14 protein-coding genes are annotated in these 17837 nt (G+C 48.3%); 9 read left to right on the top strand and 5 right to left on the bottom strand.

What is annotated here, in order from left to right; all coding sequences use genetic code 11:
* Positions 1–241: 241 nt before the first annotated feature.
* Positions 242–1249: a zinc-dependent alcohol dehydrogenase family protein gene (locus ACJJIB_RS10050; RefSeq protein ID WP_444888769.1), complete on the bottom strand. Its 1008-nt coding sequence runs from the start codon at positions 1247–1249 to the stop codon at positions 242–244.
* Positions 1250–2224: 975 nt separating this feature from the next.
* Between ACJJIB_RS10050 and ACJJIB_RS10045 the strand changes: the two genes are divergently transcribed.
* A complete protein-coding gene (locus ACJJIB_RS10045; protein WP_444888768.1) occupies positions 2225–3097 on the top strand; it encodes a M91 family zinc metallopeptidase in 873 nt (290 codons plus the stop codon).
* Positions 3098–3343: 246 nt separating this feature from the next.
* Positions 3344–3718, top strand: a complete 375-nt coding sequence (locus ACJJIB_RS10040) for a SirB2 family protein (protein ID WP_444888767.1) — start codon at positions 3344–3346, stop codon at positions 3716–3718.
* Between the two features lie 60 nt (positions 3719–3778).
* Here the strand turns inward: ACJJIB_RS10040 and ACJJIB_RS10035 are convergent, their stop codons facing one another.
* The gene (locus tag ACJJIB_RS10035; protein WP_444885250.1) at positions 3779–5251 is read right to left on the bottom strand and encodes an alanine/glycine:cation symporter family protein; all 1473 of its coding nucleotides are present in this window, start codon (positions 5249–5251) and stop codon (positions 3779–3781) included.
* A gap of 317 nt (positions 5252–5568) precedes the next feature.
* Complete coding sequence (locus ACJJIB_RS10030) at positions 5569–6423, bottom strand: beta-keto acid cleavage family enzyme (RefSeq protein ID WP_252085571.1); 855 nt, start codon at positions 6421–6423, stop codon at positions 5569–5571.
* A 291-nt stretch (positions 6424–6714) separates the two neighbouring features.
* Here ACJJIB_RS10030 and ACJJIB_RS10025 point away from each other — a divergent pair, with 291 nt between their 5' ends.
* Positions 6715–8661 (top strand): S9 family peptidase, encoded by a 1947-nt coding sequence (locus ACJJIB_RS10025; RefSeq protein WP_444888766.1) that lies wholly within the window; start codon positions 6715–6717, stop codon positions 8659–8661.
* Between the two features lie 38 nt (positions 8662–8699).
* Entirely contained in the window at positions 8700–9200 is a 501-nt protein-coding gene (greB, locus tag ACJJIB_RS10020) for a transcription elongation factor GreB (protein ID WP_252085569.1), read from the top strand.
* A gap of 123 nt (positions 9201–9323) precedes the next feature.
* On the opposite strand, the gene ACJJIB_RS10015 is transcribed toward greB, so the two are convergent.
* Complete coding sequence (locus tag ACJJIB_RS10015) at positions 9324–10547, bottom strand: enterotoxin (HBL) (RefSeq protein ID WP_444888765.1); 1224 nt, start codon at positions 10545–10547, stop codon at positions 9324–9326.
* A 580-nt stretch (positions 10548–11127) separates the two neighbouring features.
* Here ACJJIB_RS10015 and ACJJIB_RS10010 point away from each other — a divergent pair.
* Genes ACJJIB_RS10010 through ACJJIB_RS10000 form a run of 3 tightly spaced genes read left to right on the top strand, consistent with a single transcriptional unit; the run spans position 11128 to position 14488 of the window.
* Complete coding sequence (locus ACJJIB_RS10010) at positions 11128–12708, top strand: hypothetical protein (RefSeq protein WP_444888764.1); 1581 nt, start codon at positions 11128–11130, stop codon at positions 12706–12708.
* A 10-nt stretch (positions 12709–12718) separates the two neighbouring features.
* On the top strand, positions 12719–13081 hold the full coding sequence (locus tag ACJJIB_RS10005) for a hypothetical protein (protein ID WP_444888763.1): 363 nt from the start codon (positions 12719–12721) through the stop codon (positions 13079–13081).
* Positions 13082–13099: 18 nt separating this feature from the next.
* Positions 13100–14488, top strand: coding sequence for a hypothetical protein (locus tag ACJJIB_RS10000; protein WP_444888762.1), 1389 nt, complete (start codon positions 13100–13102; stop codon positions 14486–14488).
* Between the two features lie 27 nt (positions 14489–14515).
* On the opposite strand, the gene ACJJIB_RS09995 is transcribed toward ACJJIB_RS10000, so the two are convergent.
* Complete coding sequence (locus ACJJIB_RS09995) at positions 14516–14908, bottom strand: hypothetical protein (protein ID WP_444888761.1); 393 nt, start codon at positions 14906–14908, stop codon at positions 14516–14518.
* A 535-nt stretch (positions 14909–15443) separates the two neighbouring features.
* Here ACJJIB_RS09995 and ACJJIB_RS09990 point away from each other — a divergent pair.
* Together ACJJIB_RS09990 and ACJJIB_RS09985 are read left to right on the top strand one after the other, a co-directional pair.
* The gene (locus ACJJIB_RS09990) at positions 15444–17168 is read left to right on the top strand and encodes a hypothetical protein (RefSeq protein ID WP_444888760.1); all 1725 of its coding nucleotides are present in this window, start codon (positions 15444–15446) and stop codon (positions 17166–17168) included.
* 251 nt (positions 17169–17419) lie between these two features.
* Positions 17420–17833 (top strand): MarR family winged helix-turn-helix transcriptional regulator, encoded by a 414-nt coding sequence (locus ACJJIB_RS09985; RefSeq protein WP_444888759.1) that lies wholly within the window; start codon positions 17420–17422, stop codon positions 17831–17833.
* Positions 17834–17837 lie beyond the last annotated feature (4 nt).

Raw genomic sequence — 17837 nt, 5'->3', positions numbered from 1 at the left:
GCTTCAAAATATTAACCAATTAAAAGTTCTGTTTACAGACCCATAATAGACCTAACTTATAGGATAGGCGTACTTAGAACTTATTTAAATCTAGATAATTAGCCGAAAAGAAAAGCTGTATTTAGCGGGGGATGTGTTCCACTCAAGATACGGGAAGCTAGTGGTGATTAATATCAAAAAGATCCACCCTATAACGAATGGATCTTACATAGTTGATAGACAATCAATAATAAATATGAATTTATTGAATTTTTAAATTACCAACCAAAAGAACTTTACCGTTACGCTCACCTGCCGCAGCAACTTTAACGGCTTCCTTCACATCGCTAAGGGGATAAGTTGCATGAATTGGTGCAGAAAGCTTACCCTGGGCAACTAGGCTCGTAATGGTTCCAAAAACTTCCTGCTGCCGCTCAGGTGAAGCATTAGCAAACCACTTGGCCAGCCAGAATCCGCGTACAGTAATATCCTTAAAGATAATCACCCCTGGAGCAAGCAGACATGGTTCACCGCTCAGGGCACCATAGTTGACCAGTGTGGCACCCTCGCTAAGGGCTTCACCTAGCCTAGCAGTAGCCATTCCCCCAACGGCATCTATACCCAAGCGAATCTCAGCACCTGCGGTTGCAGCTTTAACCCTCTTGGCTAGGCTCTCCCCTTCCTGATCACCATCCACCAGCACCACATCGGCACCGGCTTCCAGCATTGGCTCGATCAGTGAGGGTCTGCGAACTACATTGACTACCTTCAGACCACGAATTTTTGCCAGACTTGTCAGATAAGTTCCTACCGCAGAGTTTGCTGCGTTTTGAATCACCCAGTCTCCCTCTTTCAGATCGACGAACTCACTGAGTAGGAGATAGGCCGTTGGGGGATTAATGGTAATCATGGATAGTTGTATGGGGTCTACCTCATTCGGCAGAGGGATAAGTCCCTTAGCATTTGCCACCATGTGCGTGGCCCAGGTGCCACTGCCAACGGGCAACAGAACAGTTTGGCCAATATCAAGGCCTGACACATTCGGACCCTGCTTAACTACCTTGGCAACACCTTCGTTCCCGCCAATGGCAGGCAGAGGCGGTAACATGCCATATTCACCGGTCAGCGTGAGTACATCTGAGGGGTTGATAGGTGTAGCCAGCATTTCCAGTAATACCTGCCCCTCTTCCAGTTCCGGCTCATTAAACGGAACCGCCTCAATCACATCCTGCGGCACAGGGCCGCGCTCACGATACTCTGCCTTTAGCATATCGACATATCCTTTAAGAAAAATAGCTTTCACTAAGCCGTAAACAATTTCTCTCACTGCCTCTCGAGTAACACTCGTATTTACAGGCCATTTCGAATTGTTCAGTCTACTCACCATGAGAGAGAGTTCAAGAATATCCACCAAACAGATGTAGGCTAACTGTAATGGTGCGATAGGAACAGGACTGAATCGTAAAGTCAAAGTATCTATTGAAAGCAAGTTGCTTTACAAAAGCTCACTGGTCTCTCAAACAAATATCTTTGACACCCAGCATCTACTCGGTTGATTTTTTTTCAAATTTAATAAAAGCCTGTTACCCCTTTACTCTTTATCTCCTCAGACTCTCACACTATCCGGCATCAGGAACGCAACAAACACTCCAAGACTAAAAAGAAATAGAGGTGAGTCTTAGATAACATCACCGGAGAGCAACTCACCAGCAACTTATCCAAATGTCAACATTGAGCCGCTTGTCCACCCATCATTAACTGATAAATATTGAATATGGATAGGGTTCAATTACTTACGCAGAGAAGTACTCTTCTATAAAAAGTCTACTTGAATCACTTCGCCCCTATCAGTCACAGCACTGAAAATATCGAGACAGTAAAATTAAACAAAATTGTTTGATCATTAAAAATATTTTTATGAAAGTATGGCAACTGAAAGAAAATATTAGTAAGGTTCGAATAAGTGCCAAATAAGTCTTTCACTTGGTCAATAATCAATGGATGTGCTGGCTAGGCTATCTCTTCTGCTCCTAAAGCAGAGCTGTTCTCCCACCCTAAGTAGCAGGGCTCCTGGGCATTTAAGATTATCTACTCTATTTCAGCACATTGCCCCCTGCTCCGTAGCTAGCAAGTCCTTCCTCTTCAATTTTTCAAAAGATAGCTCCACGCCGAGAATTTTTATTCCCAGTTTCACCATGCAACAACGCTTATTTCAGTTTTACCAAGAAGTACAAGGAGAATAACAATGGGACTTTGTATTGACTCAACGAACAACACATTTATCACCCAGGTAAGAACAGCGCTTAACACTCTATTAGGAGGCGTCGGCACAGCACTTGTCTACACAACTGAAAAATACCGCACGGGCGGCCGCAATGTAGTACGAGTGACTGAAGGTGTCGGTATTCTGACTGCTGCTGGCTTAAGGGCCAACAGCACAACACTCGTTCGACGCCTGATTAACAGCCGGCACGATACGCGAATCACCGAGAATAATGCGCTGGGGTTCAGACCCGACAAATGGATAAAAGATCAAATTTGGAGTGGCTTCAAGAGTTATATCCCCCTGGTGAGTGCAGACCAGGGTTTTATGGCAAAAGTGATGAGCACCGGTGCCAGTGGTGTGGTTATGTGGAACAATAATGCCCTGCAGACGGCCAACCTTACCAATGCCGGAACCGTAACCATGGGCAATTGCCCCAGCTACATAGCTCTGGGCCACGAACTGGTACATGCTGATCGCTGTAATCGTGGCTTGTACCTTTCAGGAGCCACCAATTCCACCTATCTTGCCGATCAAAGACAAAACCCCATGAATAATGTATTGCGCCAGCAAGGCAATGGTTTGTTAATGGCAAGAATTACTAATGGTGGTAACAATATCGCGTATAACAACACAACGGTATCCAACCTTAACAATATGATCACTACTAGAACCTCCGGCTGGATTTGGGTTGGTGGCTCCATGGAGTTGAAAGAAGAGATAGCTACGGTGGGCTTGAGTGATGATCAGAATAATGTGCCCAATGACCTTTTGGCTATCAATGAGAACATGATTCGTGCCGAGCACAATGTTGCACGCAGGATGAAGTACGGACGCATTGGTAACTTAAACTAATACAGCAATCGACTGCACAAGGAAGTGTCACATTTAGCAACTCTAATTAGAGAACTGCAATTAACCGGAAAATCATCGTCCACTAACATTAATACGTTAGTGGACTTACCCTTCTGTCTTTTTGATGTACAGAATCACGATGAGCCGCTATCATCAGCAGCGGTTCTCGTTGCACTCTTAGTTAACTTGGTGGCCTTTTCACCATGACTGAGAAATCTATTTTCAAATAACCCTTTAGCTTTATAGATGTTTACCTACACACTGATTAAGCATACCCATATCACAGCCGCAGTACTTAGCCTCTCTCTTTTTCTGTTGCGAATGGGGTTGGAGTTCTCAGGAAAGCCTCACTGGAGAAAAACCTTCCTTCGCTGGATGCCCCATGCCAATGATACTCTGCTGTTATCTGCGGCTGTAGCGCTGGTTGTTATCGGCAGCTGGAATCCGGCTGTCTTTCATTGGCTTGCGGTAAAGGTTGCACTGGTATTCGGTTATGTGATTGCCGGATTCTTCGCACTGCGCCAATCCATGCCTCAACCTACACGCATCATTGCGGCTCTTTTGGCCATGGTGCAGATTGCCTTTATTTTTTATCTGGCAATTCAAAAGCCTTCTCTCTAATACAACTTTTTATTTAATTTGCCCACAAAGCCAGTGCTCACAGCTCAGTGGGCAGCGAGCTCAATTCCGATCCCATACTGTGTGATCAATCCCTTTAATATCGTATTTTCTCGCATCAAACACCGGCTCCTTAATTCCTTGATTAAGCTGTGCTTCATAGTCTCCCAGCACTTTGAAAGCGACACCGGAGAGCAAGGTAATAGCCAATATATTGGTAGAGGCCATAAATCCCATCGCCACATCTGCCATGCGCCAGAGCAAGGTAAAATTCTCAGTACTTCCACTGTAAGAAACCCAGGCGCCAAACAGGATAAAAATTAAAAAAATTATCCGATAACAAAATATAGAAGTGGGAGTATGGTAAAGATAAAAAATATTGGTTTCACCGTAATAGTAATTACCAATAATCGAAGTAAAGGCAAAAAACAGCAGTGCAAACGCCACGAAACCACTTCCCCAGGAACCCACCACGCTAGACAGAGAGTCCTGAGCTAATTTAACTCCCTCTACATTGCCCACCATATACACATCGGCAACTAAAATAATTGCCGCGGTACAGGTACAGATAACAATGGTATCTAGAAAAACGGAAGCCATTTGCACATAGCCCTGCACCAGTGGATGCTTAACATCCGCTGCTGCACCCACATTCGGTGAAGAGCCAAGCCCCGCCTCATTGGCAAATAGCCCACGCTTTATTCCATTGGAAACTACCGCCCCCAGGGCTCCTGCGCCAGCCTGTTCCAGTCCAAAAGCATTCCTTAATATCATACCCAGAATCTTGGGCAACTCCCCCAAGTTCATCAGCAAAACCATAAACGCCACTGTTAAATAGGCGATAGCCATAAAAGGCACCACCACTCCGGCAAATCGCGCGATAGAGCGGATACCACCAAACACAATAATGCCCGCAATCACAGCTACCACAATCCCGACCAGCATGGGGTTGATTTCCCAGGCATCGTTTAGGGCCGTGGCCATAGCGTTCGATTGAATGGAGTTGAAGACAAAGCCGTAGCACATCAGTAAGAAGATGGAAAAACTTACTGAAAGCCACTTCCAGTTAGGGCCTAAGCCTTTTTTGATGTAGTAAGCCGGTCCTCCACGGAAGGTCCCAGGTTGCTCACCTTTCTCTTTATAGACTTGCGCGAGGGTATTTTCGACCATGCTGGTGGCCATACCGAGCCAAGCCACCATCCACATCCAAAAAACCGACCCAGGGCCCCCAGCAGTAATTGCCACGGCAACACCCGCCAAACTACCGGTACCAATCCGTGCTGCGGCACTGGTGGCAAACGCCTGAAACGCGGAAATTGAGCCCGGATGATCCTTATGAATACCGCGCACCATTACCATCGCCATATGACCAAAGTGGCGGAATTGAATAAAGCGACTGCGAATGGAGAAGTAAAGGCCAATTGGCAGCAAAGCGATAATGAGGACACCGAGCCACCACTGCCCTTCAATCCCCCCCCACAAAAGCCGGTTGGCCCAATCAATCGCCTTGATTATTCGGTCCAACAACTCTTGCATCCACCGCTCCCTGGCACAGCCTATATTTATGCATAGATCAACCGCTGGAAACGGCTATCCCCACTAAAGACTAGCAGCCGCTACAGTGCTAACGGGTAGGTAACCAAGCGGACCTTTTGCAGGAAAAGTAAGAATCACTTGGTTCTACGGCGCTTAAAAAATCCAGACCAGCTGGAAAGGGAGGCGAAAAGGATTCTCGGCTCTTGGCGCCCAAGCAAGATAGAGCAGGCATAAAATGGGGAAAAATCGACAGAAGGTGGGCTCTGAGAGGTAGACCAGTGACACTGAGGGCCCACTGGTCTATGCACTGAAAAGAATTAGCAGAAGATTTCCCGCGCCCGCTCTGGAGACACCACCTTACGACCACTCTCTTCTGCGATCACGGCCAAAGCCTCAATCAACTGGCCATTACCAGAGGTGCGCTCGCCACCGGGCAAATAGAAAGTGTCCTCTACTCCAGAGCGTAAATGGCCGCCCAGCTCCGCGGTCTTGCGGTGCACCGGCCAGATTTCCTCGCGCCCAATCACAGTACTCTGCCACAAGCTATCTGTACGCATATATTTAGGCAGCAACTCCAACAGCTCGGGATCCGCTGGCATACCAGAAGCCACCCCCATCACCAGGTTATAGTTGGGCTTATCGACCATACCCACATCGGCATACATACCAACGGAGCGGACAATACCTACATCAAAGCACTCAAACTCTGGCCTGGTACCCGTTTCACGACATACCGCCAGCAGTTCCTCCACCTTGTCTACCGGATTATCGAACACCATCGGCGGCCAGGCCCAGGTGCCGTTGGAACGGGCTTTTAAGTAATTCAAGCTGCCCGCATTGCAGGCGGCGATTTCCGGCTTACCTGCGCGCACACACTCGAGAGGTCCGCGCTGGTCCCGACCGATAGTGCCGGTGGAAAAATTTAAAATAACTCCGGGGCACTTAGCCCGAATTGCGTCGGCAATTTCCAACGCCACTTGCGGTTCCCAGCTGGGAAGATGCCCCTTGCCCGGCTCTTGAGCCCGAAAATGTACATGCATTACCGAAGCCCCGGCATCAAAGGCTTCGCGGGCTGAGTTTGCCATTTGTTCCGGCGTTACCGGAACCGGGTGTTGTTGCGGATTGGTGAGCACCCCGGTTAGGGCGCAGGTGATTACCACTTCATCGGACATCGCAGGCTCTCCTGAATTATCTTTATTTGGGCCGCTTTAGGTTCGGCACACTAGGCTTTGCCGAATTCCGCTGATTGTCATGCTCTCAGTACCTGCGCCTCATCCGTGCGCGAAATACCCTGAGCCGCATCCATACTTTGGGGTTAATGAAGGAGGTATCAAACCCCGCCACCAAGCGCTTGCTTGGTCATCAAAGACTAACACAGGCTTTAACCCGTAAAAAGGCACCTTGTATCGCTAAAACAGGCCCGGCAGAATGCAAAAAAATCTAATTTAGGAAACCGGTATCCGATGAGTGATCACTCCATAACAAACTCCACCCCTTATGGCAGCTGGAAATCTGCAATCAACGCAGAATTATTGGTTGAAGGCAGTGTTCGCCTGGCGGAAGCCAGCTTGGTGGATGGGCGTTACTACTGGTTAGAGTCGCGTCCTTCAGAAAAGGGGCGTAATGTTCTGGTGCAGTATTGCCCGCAAAATGGCCGGCGCGATCTCACCCCCACCCCGCTAAGTATTCGCTCCAAGGCGCACGAATATGGCGGTGGTAGCTACCTAGTCCACGGCGACACCCTGTACTTTGTACTTGCGGAAGATCAGCGTATTTACCGGATGGAGATCGGTAGCGACCTGCCTGAGGCTATTACTCCAGAAAACGAATCCCGCTATGCAGACCTGCACCTCGACACAAAAAGAAATCGTTTGATTTGTATTGAAGAAGACGACAGCGGCCACGCTCAGGGACAGGAAGCACGTGCACGAATTATCGCCATCGACCTACAGTCTCCGCTGACTAGCCCCCCAAGGGTTTTGGTTGAAGGCGCAGACTTCTACTCAAACCCCACCTTGAACACCAGCGGAGACCTGTTGAGCTTCTTGCGCTGGCATCACCCCAACCTGCCTTGGGATGGCACCGAACTGTGCCTGGCCACTCTGAGTGAGCAAGGAGAGGCCATTGAGATCACTCAAGTGGCCGGCGGAAATAACGAATCCATATTCCAACCCCAGTGGTCGCCATTGGGGGAGCTTTACTATGTCTCCGACCGCAACAACTGGTGGAATTTATACAAGCTGGGACAAGATACCCCGCTTTGGAAAAAAGAGGCTGAATTCGCCACACCGCAGTGGGTGTTCGGAATGTCCACTTATGGCTTTATCAGTACTGAGGAAATTCTCTGTACTTACACCGAGAATGGTCTTTGGTATTTGGCCTGCGTAAATACCCTTACTGGGGAACACCAGCTGATCCAGCAGCCCTACTGTGATATTGAGAGCCTGCGCTGTGAAAATGGCAAAGCGATTATGATTGCCGCCGCAAGAGACAGCTTCCCTGCAATAATCACTTTTGATCTGGCAAGTGAGGCCCTTGAGACAATCGCCAGCAGTAACAAACGCTCACTGGCTGCCGAACTCTTCTCCAGCGCCCAGGCCATTACTTTCTATGTCGATGAGCGAGAGGTACACGGTTTTTACTATCCCCCGCACAACCCGGACTTCAAGGCACCAGAGGGCGAAAACCCCCCGCTTATTGTTTTTAGCCATGGCGGCCCCACTGGAGCCACCTCTGCCGGCCTCAATTTGAAAGTACAGTACTGGACCAGCCGCGGCTTCGCCATTCTGGATGTGAATTATTCCGGTAGCACCGGTTATGGCCGCGAGTACCGCGACCGCCTTACCGATAAGTGGGGCATCTATGATGTGGAAGATGTCTGTGCAGGCGCCGAATACCTGGTCAATCAGGGTTTGGCCGATCCGGAGCGGCTGCTGATCAAGGGTGGCAGCGCAGGTGGTTATACCGTGTTAGCAGCACTGACTTTTCACAATACTTTCAAAGCCGGGGCCAGTCATTATGGTATCGGCGAATTGAGCAGTCTCGCTAAAGACACTCACAAGTTTGAATCCCGCTACCTGGACAAATTAGTCGGCCCCTGGCCATCCGCCGAAGCAACCTATCAGCAACGCTCTCCTATTCATCATGTGGAGCAACTGAGCTGCCCGGTGATTTTCTTCCAAGGTTTGGAAGACAAGGTAGTACCACCAAACCAGGCGGAAACTATGGTGAGAGCCCTGAAAGAGCGCGGTATTCCGGTTGCCCATATCACCTTTGCCAATGAAGGGCACGGCTTCCGTAGTGGAGATAGCATCAAAATGGCCCTGGAGGGAGAGCTGGAATTTTACAGCCGTATTTTCAATTTTCCCCTGGCTGAAGCCGGCCCCGGAATTACCATTGAGAATCTGTAATCAATCATCCCAAACCTTTAGAGGAAGCCATTAATACCATGGGAAGATGGAGACCACCGCGCCCGCGCGGCTCCCGCTATATCACTGCGGAGGGCGCGCAACGTATGCGCGCCGAAGTTAAGCATCTATGGGAGGAGGAGCGCCCCAGAGTCACCCAGGCGGTAAGTGATGCCGCTAAGCTGGGCGATCGCTCGGAAAATGCCGACTATATCTACGGTAAAAAGCGCCTGCGTGAAATAGACAGCCGTGTGCGTTTTTTGACCAAACGCCTGGAGGAAATCACCGTAGTAGATCAAGTGCCTGAAGACCGTGAAAAAGTCTTCTTCGGTGCCTGGGTCACGTTGGAAGATGAAGAAGGTGTAGTCATAAGCTACAGAATCGTTGGCCCAGATGAATTTGATGTAAAAGCCGGCCTGATCTCTATGGATTCTCCCGTAGCTCGTTCATTGCTAGGGCGCAGACTCGACGATGAGATAGATATTCGTCAGGGGGAAAAATGGCAGACCTATTTTATTACTGAAATCCGCTACGAAGAGTAGAGGCCAACTCCTCATAACCCTAAGCATAACAGCAGGAAAAATAGATAGATTTTTTAATTGATAAATAAAAAAGGCTTATTTCCCTCGAAATAAGCCTTTGAATAAATATTGCGTTATCTATTTCTAGAGGCTGTTGTAGTACTGAATTACTCCAACCGCATTGCCACTGGCAAAAGCAGACTGAACCTGATCTGAGCTCATGCCAATTGTTAGATCTGCATCATTCACATTAAGCTCAAGATACAAGCTGCCCGCCTGGGAATAGGCATCATCCCATTCAGTGATCGCATCATTGAGGTCATTGATTACGGCCGAGAAGTTAGCGCCCTCCTCGTCAGAAATGGCTGTCTGAATGTCACTAATGGCGCCAGATACATCACTTTCAAGAGTTTGCCACTCTTGCAATACAGCCTGCAAATTATCTTCAACCTGCTGGGTCTCCTCAGCGAGCTGCCCAAAGCTTTGCGACAACATCTGAAGAGTTGATACATCTGCAGTTACCAGATTCATTTCTGCTTGCTTAGCCTTGATGCTCTTTTGGTCTGCAACAATTTTGGCAGCATCCAGTGCAATAAAGGTACTTGCCACTGCAGCCACTGGCCCCATAACAAACCAGGTCAGCAGGCCTTCAGGGAAGGCTACTATAGAAGCGACAGTACCCAAAGAAATAGCCGTAGCATCTGCAATACCAAGAGCAACAATGCTTGTTGTCAGTGATTTGATATCTGCCTGAAGATTTTTTATTTCTTTCTTTAAATCAGCAATTTGCTGTTCATCGGCCTGTGCATCCTGAACAGACTTATCGGCAATTGACTGCAATTGAGTCGCCATATCAGGCAATTTATCCTGAAACCCTTGAATTGCCTGAACTGCGCCACTGATAAAGGTCGAAACAATACCCAGTTGAGAGGTGATTGAATCCAGGTCGTTCTTCAATATATTAAGAGCCGATGTATTACCTGGGTCACTATTGAGTGTATTTGCCTGGGTTAAAGCATCCTGCAACAACTGACTGATAATACCGTTGTAACTTTGCACCTCACTGGGCACATCCAGAAGCCTGGCCAGTACATTATTCACCCAATCAAGCGCATCAGTATTGGCCTGTGTATAGGCCGCTACAAACTCACTCCAATCCGGTGGATTTTGATTTAAGGTAGGCAAGCTTGAGGACAAAACGCTAGTCACCAGAGTGTTTATTGCAACTACATTCTGCTTGTACGTATTCTGAGTTTCGCGAATAGATGGAGCACTATGCTTGAAAGCTTTTGCTAATGAAAGTTTCACCACCACTGGACTGGAACTTTTCTCCGCCACCAAATCTACGTCATCACTTACCTGTGACATATTTATTTCTCTCTTAATGAATATTTAAGATGAAACCTGAGATCTCCAAGAAACACCTTGATTTAGGCGCAGCCCAATATAGCAAGCTTTAACTGTAACCAATATGCCACCCTTTATAATGAATCGAAAATAGAAATATATTTATATTCACATCTCAAATATAGAGCGCCAAACCCAGCGCAATGAGCAACTTAATAGCCAGTAAAAATTGAAATAAGGGATAGAGTTCTCAACAGTATGTCTGACGGGAAACTCATTTGCTCTGACCTATAGAACTATAAATACCGCACCCATTTTTCAATCCAATAAAATCGTTGAATTAAAGGGTGTTTAAAATACTCCCCCTGAAAACCTAAAATTTTAAACTAAATCAGACCGACCTATCTTTATATTAACCCCAACCCCAACCCCAACCCCAACCCCAACCCCAACCCCAACCCCAAGTAAGCATCAAAGCAAATAAGCCTCCGAAAGTATGTCCGCCCAACAATTTACTATGCTTAATAACATGCCAAATAGAAAAGGTTGCAATTTCGCCAATGGTAAATATTGAGCCACCCATCGCATCCAGGAGACACTGATGCCAATGGCCAATGAAAGCCCCTACCCTCTCAAAGATACTTTAAAGCGTGCCCAGTTTGATTTACTCCCTGCCTTTAACAAACAGCCTACTGAATTATTGAAACTCTTTCGCGAGGCCCTGACTCTTCAACAATCGATATTATCTCACTCATGGAAAGAACTAGATCAACAGGCACGGCTCTGTATAGGGTTGGGCTATGGTGAGTATCGCAATCTTCAAGGCCACTTAGAAAGCACCAACTATCTGCACACTCTGCATCACCGTATGGGTTTAGAGTTTCTGTTTGTGCTGCGTGGCATTGCTATTGGTGAGAGTCGAAACCAATGGTCTGAAAACCTCAAGCAGCGAATTCGCAGCATGGACCCCGAAGATCGGTTAAATAAGATTCTCGTTAAAGCAGAAGAATTAGCCGGTAATAAGCTCTCAGAACAGACTCTCACGCGTTTACGCAAAAAAATTGCAGGCCTGGACGAGAGAATTAACCTGCAGGAATCCATGGCCAGATTAGCTAATGGGGAGATAAAAAATATAGACCTATTAAAGGCTTATTTTCCAGAAAATACATCTTCAATGGCCCTGAGATTAAATAGTGCTGCAGATGCTGTCATCATGTGCCTAAGTCGAGGGCTACTCGCGCTAACACATGCCCAATTCAATATTGCTCTAGATACTGAAGCAGCTAGTACCGACTTTTCCAAGCGCAATATACATTCCATTAAAACGATTATAAAAGTATTTTCCAGCCTACTTAAAAGTGGTCACAAGCGTATTTACAGCGCCCTACTTCTTGGAAAATCAGTGGAAATCAAACAGGCGTGCTTGTTTCTGGCCGGAGATATTGAGAGCAAGCTCCCCCAGTTCGCAAGCGCTCAAGCTGTAATACACAACACAATTACTGAATTATTGCGACGTGGTAGTGGCGGCTTGGCGGAGAGGCTTGGCGATCTCGCGGTGGATGCGCACTTTCTCACCCGCATCGCCATCGCTAGCCAGGCTGCCTGTTATCGACTTGCGCTTGGTTGCGAGGGGCTTAATTCCGATAGAGAGATCAAAAACCTTCAGAAAAATATCTACACCATGCCTTTTTCGACAACGCTTCCCAACGGTAAAAATATAGAACTGTCGAAGCTAGAAGCCACTCCAGAGGGAGAGTTTGTTGAAATCAGGGGCTTTGTCGAAGAGGTCACCTCCCCACCTCAGGAGGGCGGCATGCTATTAAGCCACCTGATGTTGAAAGATCCCTCCAGTAATGCCGAGGCAAATGCCGTGGTGCGCTTTGCTCACCTACCACATGCCGGTATTTGTCCAGGCGCTTTCTGCCGACTCAGTGGCACTTATAGACATCACTCAAGCCTGTTCGATGGTAAACCCGCCGTTGAGGTCGATTCCCTGGCCCTGGTCGAGATTGGTAAGTCCAGCTTCGAAGTGAGCTTTATAAGGCTCGCCAACCGTTGGTTCCAGCCCTGGCGTAGCAACGCCAATCTCTACTGGTCTCTTGGTGCCCACCAAGTTGATGAGCACTCTGAGGCCACCTTGGGGGCCGGAGAGCTACTATTTACGCCCCTAATTCGTCCTTAGGAGGGCTACTATGCCACCAGATGATGGATGCATGACAGAACTGGACAGAGTCCACGACCAGATTGCGGAATTAGATGTACTTCTGGCGATGGCACAGCTGGCAAAAGCGGAGTGGCACGCCGCCAAAGAGGCAGTGCGCAGCGAATGCCTGGAGACAGCGATACCCAGCCTGCCCAACTTACATCAAAAGGATGAAATGGATTTTCCCATAGAGCCAATGGATCACGCAGTATCCGAGTGCATTGAAACTCACCCAGACGTGCTCGCTGCCTGGGACCTGTTCGAGCAGATAGCCCTGGAGCTCGAAATTGAGTTGGAAGTAGCCCACGCACTACTCGATGAATACAAAGCCTGCTCCCACGCGCTGATTTGAGGAGACTTTTGCTGGCAAATGACCACCATGCGATTTATCGCCAATTTACGCCGGCAGACACTGGATGCCTTTGCCAACCATATGATTACCGCCGAAGGCTACCTGCTATCTGCCCACCGGATTACCAATCCCAATCTGCAAATGGCGGCAGAAGTACGCCGTAGAGGGTTGCCCCTGTTTGCCGATAACGGCACCAAACAACTGATTGATGCGGTCATCTCGCAGTTCTCTGAAGAAGCCCGACAAGTAACCCTGCGGGTAAAAGCTCTGCGCCGTCAACTGGGTCAACTGCCCCGCGGCAATGAAGTCCCAAAAGATTTGCGCATATTGGCAGATACACTGGCGGAGAGAGTACTGGCCAACTGTAATGAGCGTTCAAATAGCATTGATACCAATCTCCTGCTGCAGCGCCAGCTGTTAATGCACCCCACCCACCTGATCGCTCAGGAGGACTTCGCCACTACCTGCCTGGTGGCTTTGGACCTGGAGCGGGAAATTACCGGCTGGCGACCAGAGCGTATCGCCGCGCGCAATCGTCAGAGCCTGAGACTATGGGAAAAAATCGCTGAACACCCACTAAGCCAAGGCTTGACTGTTTATGCAGTACTGAGCGCAATGGATTACAACACCGGCCGGGACGCCGGTCGGCTGGCCGCACAAAGCGGGGTGCATTCAGCTGCCATAGGGCTGGCCAGTATTTGCGGGGATTTAAATGCGACAGACTTCTTTGTGCTCAACCGAGCCTCTTTCAAACTGGATAGGCCTGTACCACGCCGTTATGTGCGCTTGGCACAAGTGCTTAAAGGCATTACAGATGGCTACCAGGATCGCAACATACCCTTGCAAAGATTCCACTGCCTCGGACTCGGTGCTCCATCACTGCTGCCGATTGCCGCAGCTGCCCTGCCGGCAAATACCCAGATTACCGCCGATGCCACCAGCCCAATACATGCCGCAGCTAAAGACCGTGTGCTCTACGATCCGGAGAAATTTGGCGACCGGGCAACCACCAGAGAAATCGTTGAGCGGATAGTAAAAGGGAGCAACTGGCCCTTCCTCAGCCCATTCACCCAATCTTTCAAACAACGTTTTGGACACGACCCCGAAGGCGCCCGAGACTGGTGGAAAGCCCAAGGGCAACCACCTATTAGCAGGGAGACCTTACAACAATCCAGCAATCTCAGTACGGCGCTGCCCCTATTCTGCGAGGCAGACCCACAAATTCGATCTATCGCTCGGGATACCTGGATAGCACACAATCACTGGGTTCTAGGGGAATTAACTGAGAGTAGAAGCGGCCCGCAAAGACACGAACTTGCTTACCGCATTATTGATCACTGGCTGGAGGGGCTTTCAACAACGACCAGCCGGGGCTTGAAAGCCGCCAAAAGAATCCTGTTAATGTAAACCGATCAAAAAAGGAACCAAGCCGAATTACTCAGCCCACTTTATGGTGAGCGCGGTAACAATCCCCCAGATCCAATTAAAAAATACTACAAAAATTGGGGTAAGCGCCCCCAGCTCAAGCCCTGCCATACCTTTACCGGCCATCACAGGAAAAACAACAAAAAGCTGGAACGCCGTGGGGAGTAGGCTCAAGATGCTTCCTTTCAACAACAGCTTTGATGGTAGGAAAGGAAGAATAAAAAACAGACCCCAAATGCCACCCCATACCACTCTGGGATATAGCCATTCAGCAGATAATGTAGGGGTGATAGATACACCGAGAGATGGGGTTATTCCAAAATCCCCAAACAACCAGACCACAACGCTATTTGCCACAGCACCCAAACAACCGGCCGCAAAGAAAATTAGTAGTTTTTTCATTTTTTGCCCCAGAACCTGTAGAAGCCTAAACCTTAAACGCTGACTTTAAAGTAGCAAACTCAAATCCGCGCCAAGATTTCACGCCTGAATAAATTAGAGACCTCCAAGCCAATCTCCTTATCAACAGACCAACACCACCACTACAAATTTTTACGGCAGCAAAAAGCAGCAACCGTTCAACGCCTTTTATTCGAGCCCTTCTGCACAGCCCTCAAAAGACTACAAAACCCACCAATCTGTAATAGACCATCTACTCCCTAAGCAAATAGCAAACTTATTTTTAATACCATACCGTACCAATTAACAAACACTAAAATTCACTTTTAAGACATAAAAAATAAACAATCAGACCCAAAAGAAACCTGAACAAAAATATATTTTAAAAGTGAGAACCAAGGGACCCAACTGATCGAATCGGCAACCTTCAGCGAGAGAAAATACCTATCGTTTAATCCAATAAATTCCTGTAATACACAAGTGGTACATTTATGGTGTTTAACACCAGAAATCAAAATCAATATAGGAACAAGTACTGATGAAAGTACCAGTAGTAGGAATGCTGTACCCGATTTTTTTAGGATTGGCGATACATTCAGCCAGTGTCAATGCGCAGTCTTTTGATGAGAGCGCCTATCAAGATAGGCAGCTGCAATATATTGAAGAGGGCGTTTCTTCCACTAATGATACCGCTGTCGTCTTACAGGCATACACCGGCGATGAGCTCAATTGGGAGGCGCTGAATAAGAATTTGGATGTCCTGCGCAATGGCGGCAAGAAGAATTCAGACTTCACCCTTACCAGACTCATCCGTATCCTGTTTTTCCGCCCAGAAATCAAAGATGAACTCTTTGCTGCTTTGGACGGGTATCAATTCTGGTTTAAGGAAGGCGGCACTGGGGATCACGTCTTCGCCTCTGAAAACCATATGATTATGTACACTTCTGCCCAGTATCTTCTACAGGAAAAGTACGGTGCATTTGAAGACGACAGAACTTACAAGCGCTTAAAGCGATACCTGGAAGTAAAAAACCAGTATGGTTTCTATGAGTTTTACTCCCCGGTCTATTACCCCTACACCCTATCTGCGCTACTTAACCTCGTCGATTTTTCTGAAGATGCAGAAATTCGCGAGCTGGCCACGGGCGCTGCGCAACGCCTGCTGCAGGACATACTACTGGTCACTAACGACCAGGGCATCCTTTTCTCAGCCGCAGGCCGCAGTAATGACGGCTACCGCAGGAACGGTTCCGGCGGCAACATCAACCGCATCATTTACCTGCTAACGGGTCTCGGTAAGGAATCAGTGAGAACACCGAGCCCCGCAGGTGTAATGCTGGCCACCTCTGGCCTGGAAATTACCGATGACATCTTCAAGTATTTCGGTAAAGACCTGAATATGAATTACTCGGTAGGCCACTCTCTCGGCGATGCCAAAAACGATATTTATGCTGACTTCCCCCGCGAAGAGCGCGTGCCTTTCTATTGGAGTCAGGGGGCTTATTTCCACCCGGATGTAGCTGCCGATACCGCTTGGTTCGTCAGTAAATATCAGCTTGAAGGCTATGAAGGACTGAAGGCCTTCGACCAGTTCCTGGGGCTTTCAGAAGCTGCCGCCCCTGCTGCCGCCAAGGCCGGAGCGGTATTCAGCCGCAGCTCCGTGCTCTCTGGTGCTAACTTTTCCATGTATAAGGATGGCGGTGTGATGATGCACTCCATTCAGAATTACTGGGGTGGTCGCCAGGGCTATCAGCAAACGCCCTGGATTGCCACTACCGGCACCCAATCGGTCTGGGCGAAGGTTGGCGATGGCAACAGCACCATGCAAAACGATCACCATCCCAAGATTAAGCAGGTGAACAATGTTGCTGTAATCCAATACAACCCCTATCCGGCAATTGAACTGTTCCATTCCGGCGGCTCCAACGTGGCATTGCAGTGGCCCGAAGGTTTCGAGGAGGAGAAGCGCAGCGGTAACTGGAAATTCGGCAAGGAAGACGACGGCTATATCGCCGTGCGCTATCCCTGCGGTAACGGCGACTCCAATACCGTCAGCTGCGACTGGAACGAACAAACCTGGGTAGTGATTATGGGTAGCGAGGAGCGCTATGGCAGCTTTGAAGCCTTTAGTCAAAAGGTGCTCAATGAGGTCAGCTACGATGCCGACTGGGAGTGGCACGGCTCCTTCTGGAAGGGCACATTGAAATATGTGTATGACTCAGACGTAAAGTTTGATGGAACCGATATCAGCTTAACCTGGTAAGCGCGACTCCTTTCGCTCTTGGGGAGGGGCTCCCCCTCCCCTTTAATCGGCTTTTTAGCTTTCAATACTTTGCGCCCAAAGGCGAAAGTTTCTGCAAAGCTCACACAATAATTTCTCCCTCGACGAAAAGCTTCTTTCGCCCCAAAACAATACCCTTCGATTTAGTTGACACAATCAACCGCCTAAAATAAAGTTGATAATATCAATCAAGTTAACGCGACAACCCTGTGAGCTACTCAGTCAACGAAACCTTGCACCAGCTGATCCACGCTTACAAAAAGCAGCTGCGGATCAGCATTCAGGAGCAAAGAATTGACCTTCCGGTAAATCATATTCGCGTGCTCAAGGGAATTTGCAAGTATCCGCAGAGTACCGCACGGTCAATTGCACTGCGAATGAATCAAGATAAGGCCCAGATTACACGGGTACTTAATGAGTTGGTTCAATCCAAACTTATCAAAAAAACAGACAACCCTAATGACCGCCGCAGTCAGTTCCTTGCTCCCACAACATCAGGAAAAAAGATTCTTGAAAAAGTGCATAACCTGGAAACAGAGGTTATCGCTGTAATGACTCACAACCTGAGCGAAAAAGAACTCAAGGCGTTTGCCCATATCGCCAGCGTTATGATCGAGAACCTGACCGAACATCCTACTTCAGATTAAGGAG

This window comes from Microbulbifer mixtoriginis (SeqCode) (genome assembly GCF_052467705.1).
The sequence above is the reverse complement of the archived record's forward strand: the minus strand, read 5'-3'. Positions and strand labels throughout refer to the sequence as shown.

What these genes read in the sequence shown, in the direction of transcription:
- ACJJIB_RS10050 (WP_444888769.1), bottom strand. Translation starts at nt 1,249, where the DNA reads ATGCTAAAGGCAGAGTATCGTGAGCGCGGCCCTGTGCCGCAGGATGTG.
- ACJJIB_RS10045 (WP_444888768.1), top strand. Translation starts at nt 2,225, where the DNA reads ATGGGACTTTGTATTGACTCAACGAACAACACATTTATCACCCAGGTA.
- ACJJIB_RS10040 (WP_444888767.1), top strand. Translation starts at nt 3,344, where the DNA reads ATGTTTACCTACACACTGATTAAGCATACCCATATCACAGCCGCAGTA.
- ACJJIB_RS10035 (WP_444885250.1), bottom strand. Translation starts at nt 5,251, where the DNA reads ATGCAAGAGTTGTTGGACCGAATAATCAAGGCGATTGATTGGGCCAAC.
- ACJJIB_RS10030 (WP_252085571.1), bottom strand. Translation starts at nt 6,423, where the DNA reads ATGTCCGATGAAGTGGTAATCACCTGCGCCCTAACCGGGGTGCTCACC.
- ACJJIB_RS10025 (WP_444888766.1), top strand. Translation starts at nt 6,715, where the DNA reads ATGAGTGATCACTCCATAACAAACTCCACCCCTTATGGCAGCTGGAAA.
- greB (WP_252085569.1), top strand. Translation starts at nt 8,700, where the DNA reads ATGGGAAGATGGAGACCACCGCGCCCGCGCGGCTCCCGCTATATCACT.
- ACJJIB_RS10015 (WP_444888765.1), bottom strand. Translation starts at nt 10,547, where the DNA reads ATGTCACAGGTAAGTGATGACGTAGATTTGGTGGCGGAGAAAAGTTCC.
- ACJJIB_RS10010 (WP_444888764.1), top strand. Translation starts at nt 11,128, where the DNA reads ATGCCAATGGCCAATGAAAGCCCCTACCCTCTCAAAGATACTTTAAAG.
- ACJJIB_RS10005 (WP_444888763.1), top strand. Translation starts at nt 12,719, where the DNA reads ATGCCACCAGATGATGGATGCATGACAGAACTGGACAGAGTCCACGAC.
- ACJJIB_RS10000 (WP_444888762.1), top strand. Translation starts at nt 13,100, where the DNA reads ATGACCACCATGCGATTTATCGCCAATTTACGCCGGCAGACACTGGAT.
- ACJJIB_RS09995 (WP_444888761.1), bottom strand. Translation starts at nt 14,908, where the DNA reads ATGAAAAAACTACTAATTTTCTTTGCGGCCGGTTGTTTGGGTGCTGTG.
- ACJJIB_RS09990 (WP_444888760.1), top strand. Translation starts at nt 15,444, where the DNA reads ATGAAAGTACCAGTAGTAGGAATGCTGTACCCGATTTTTTTAGGATTG.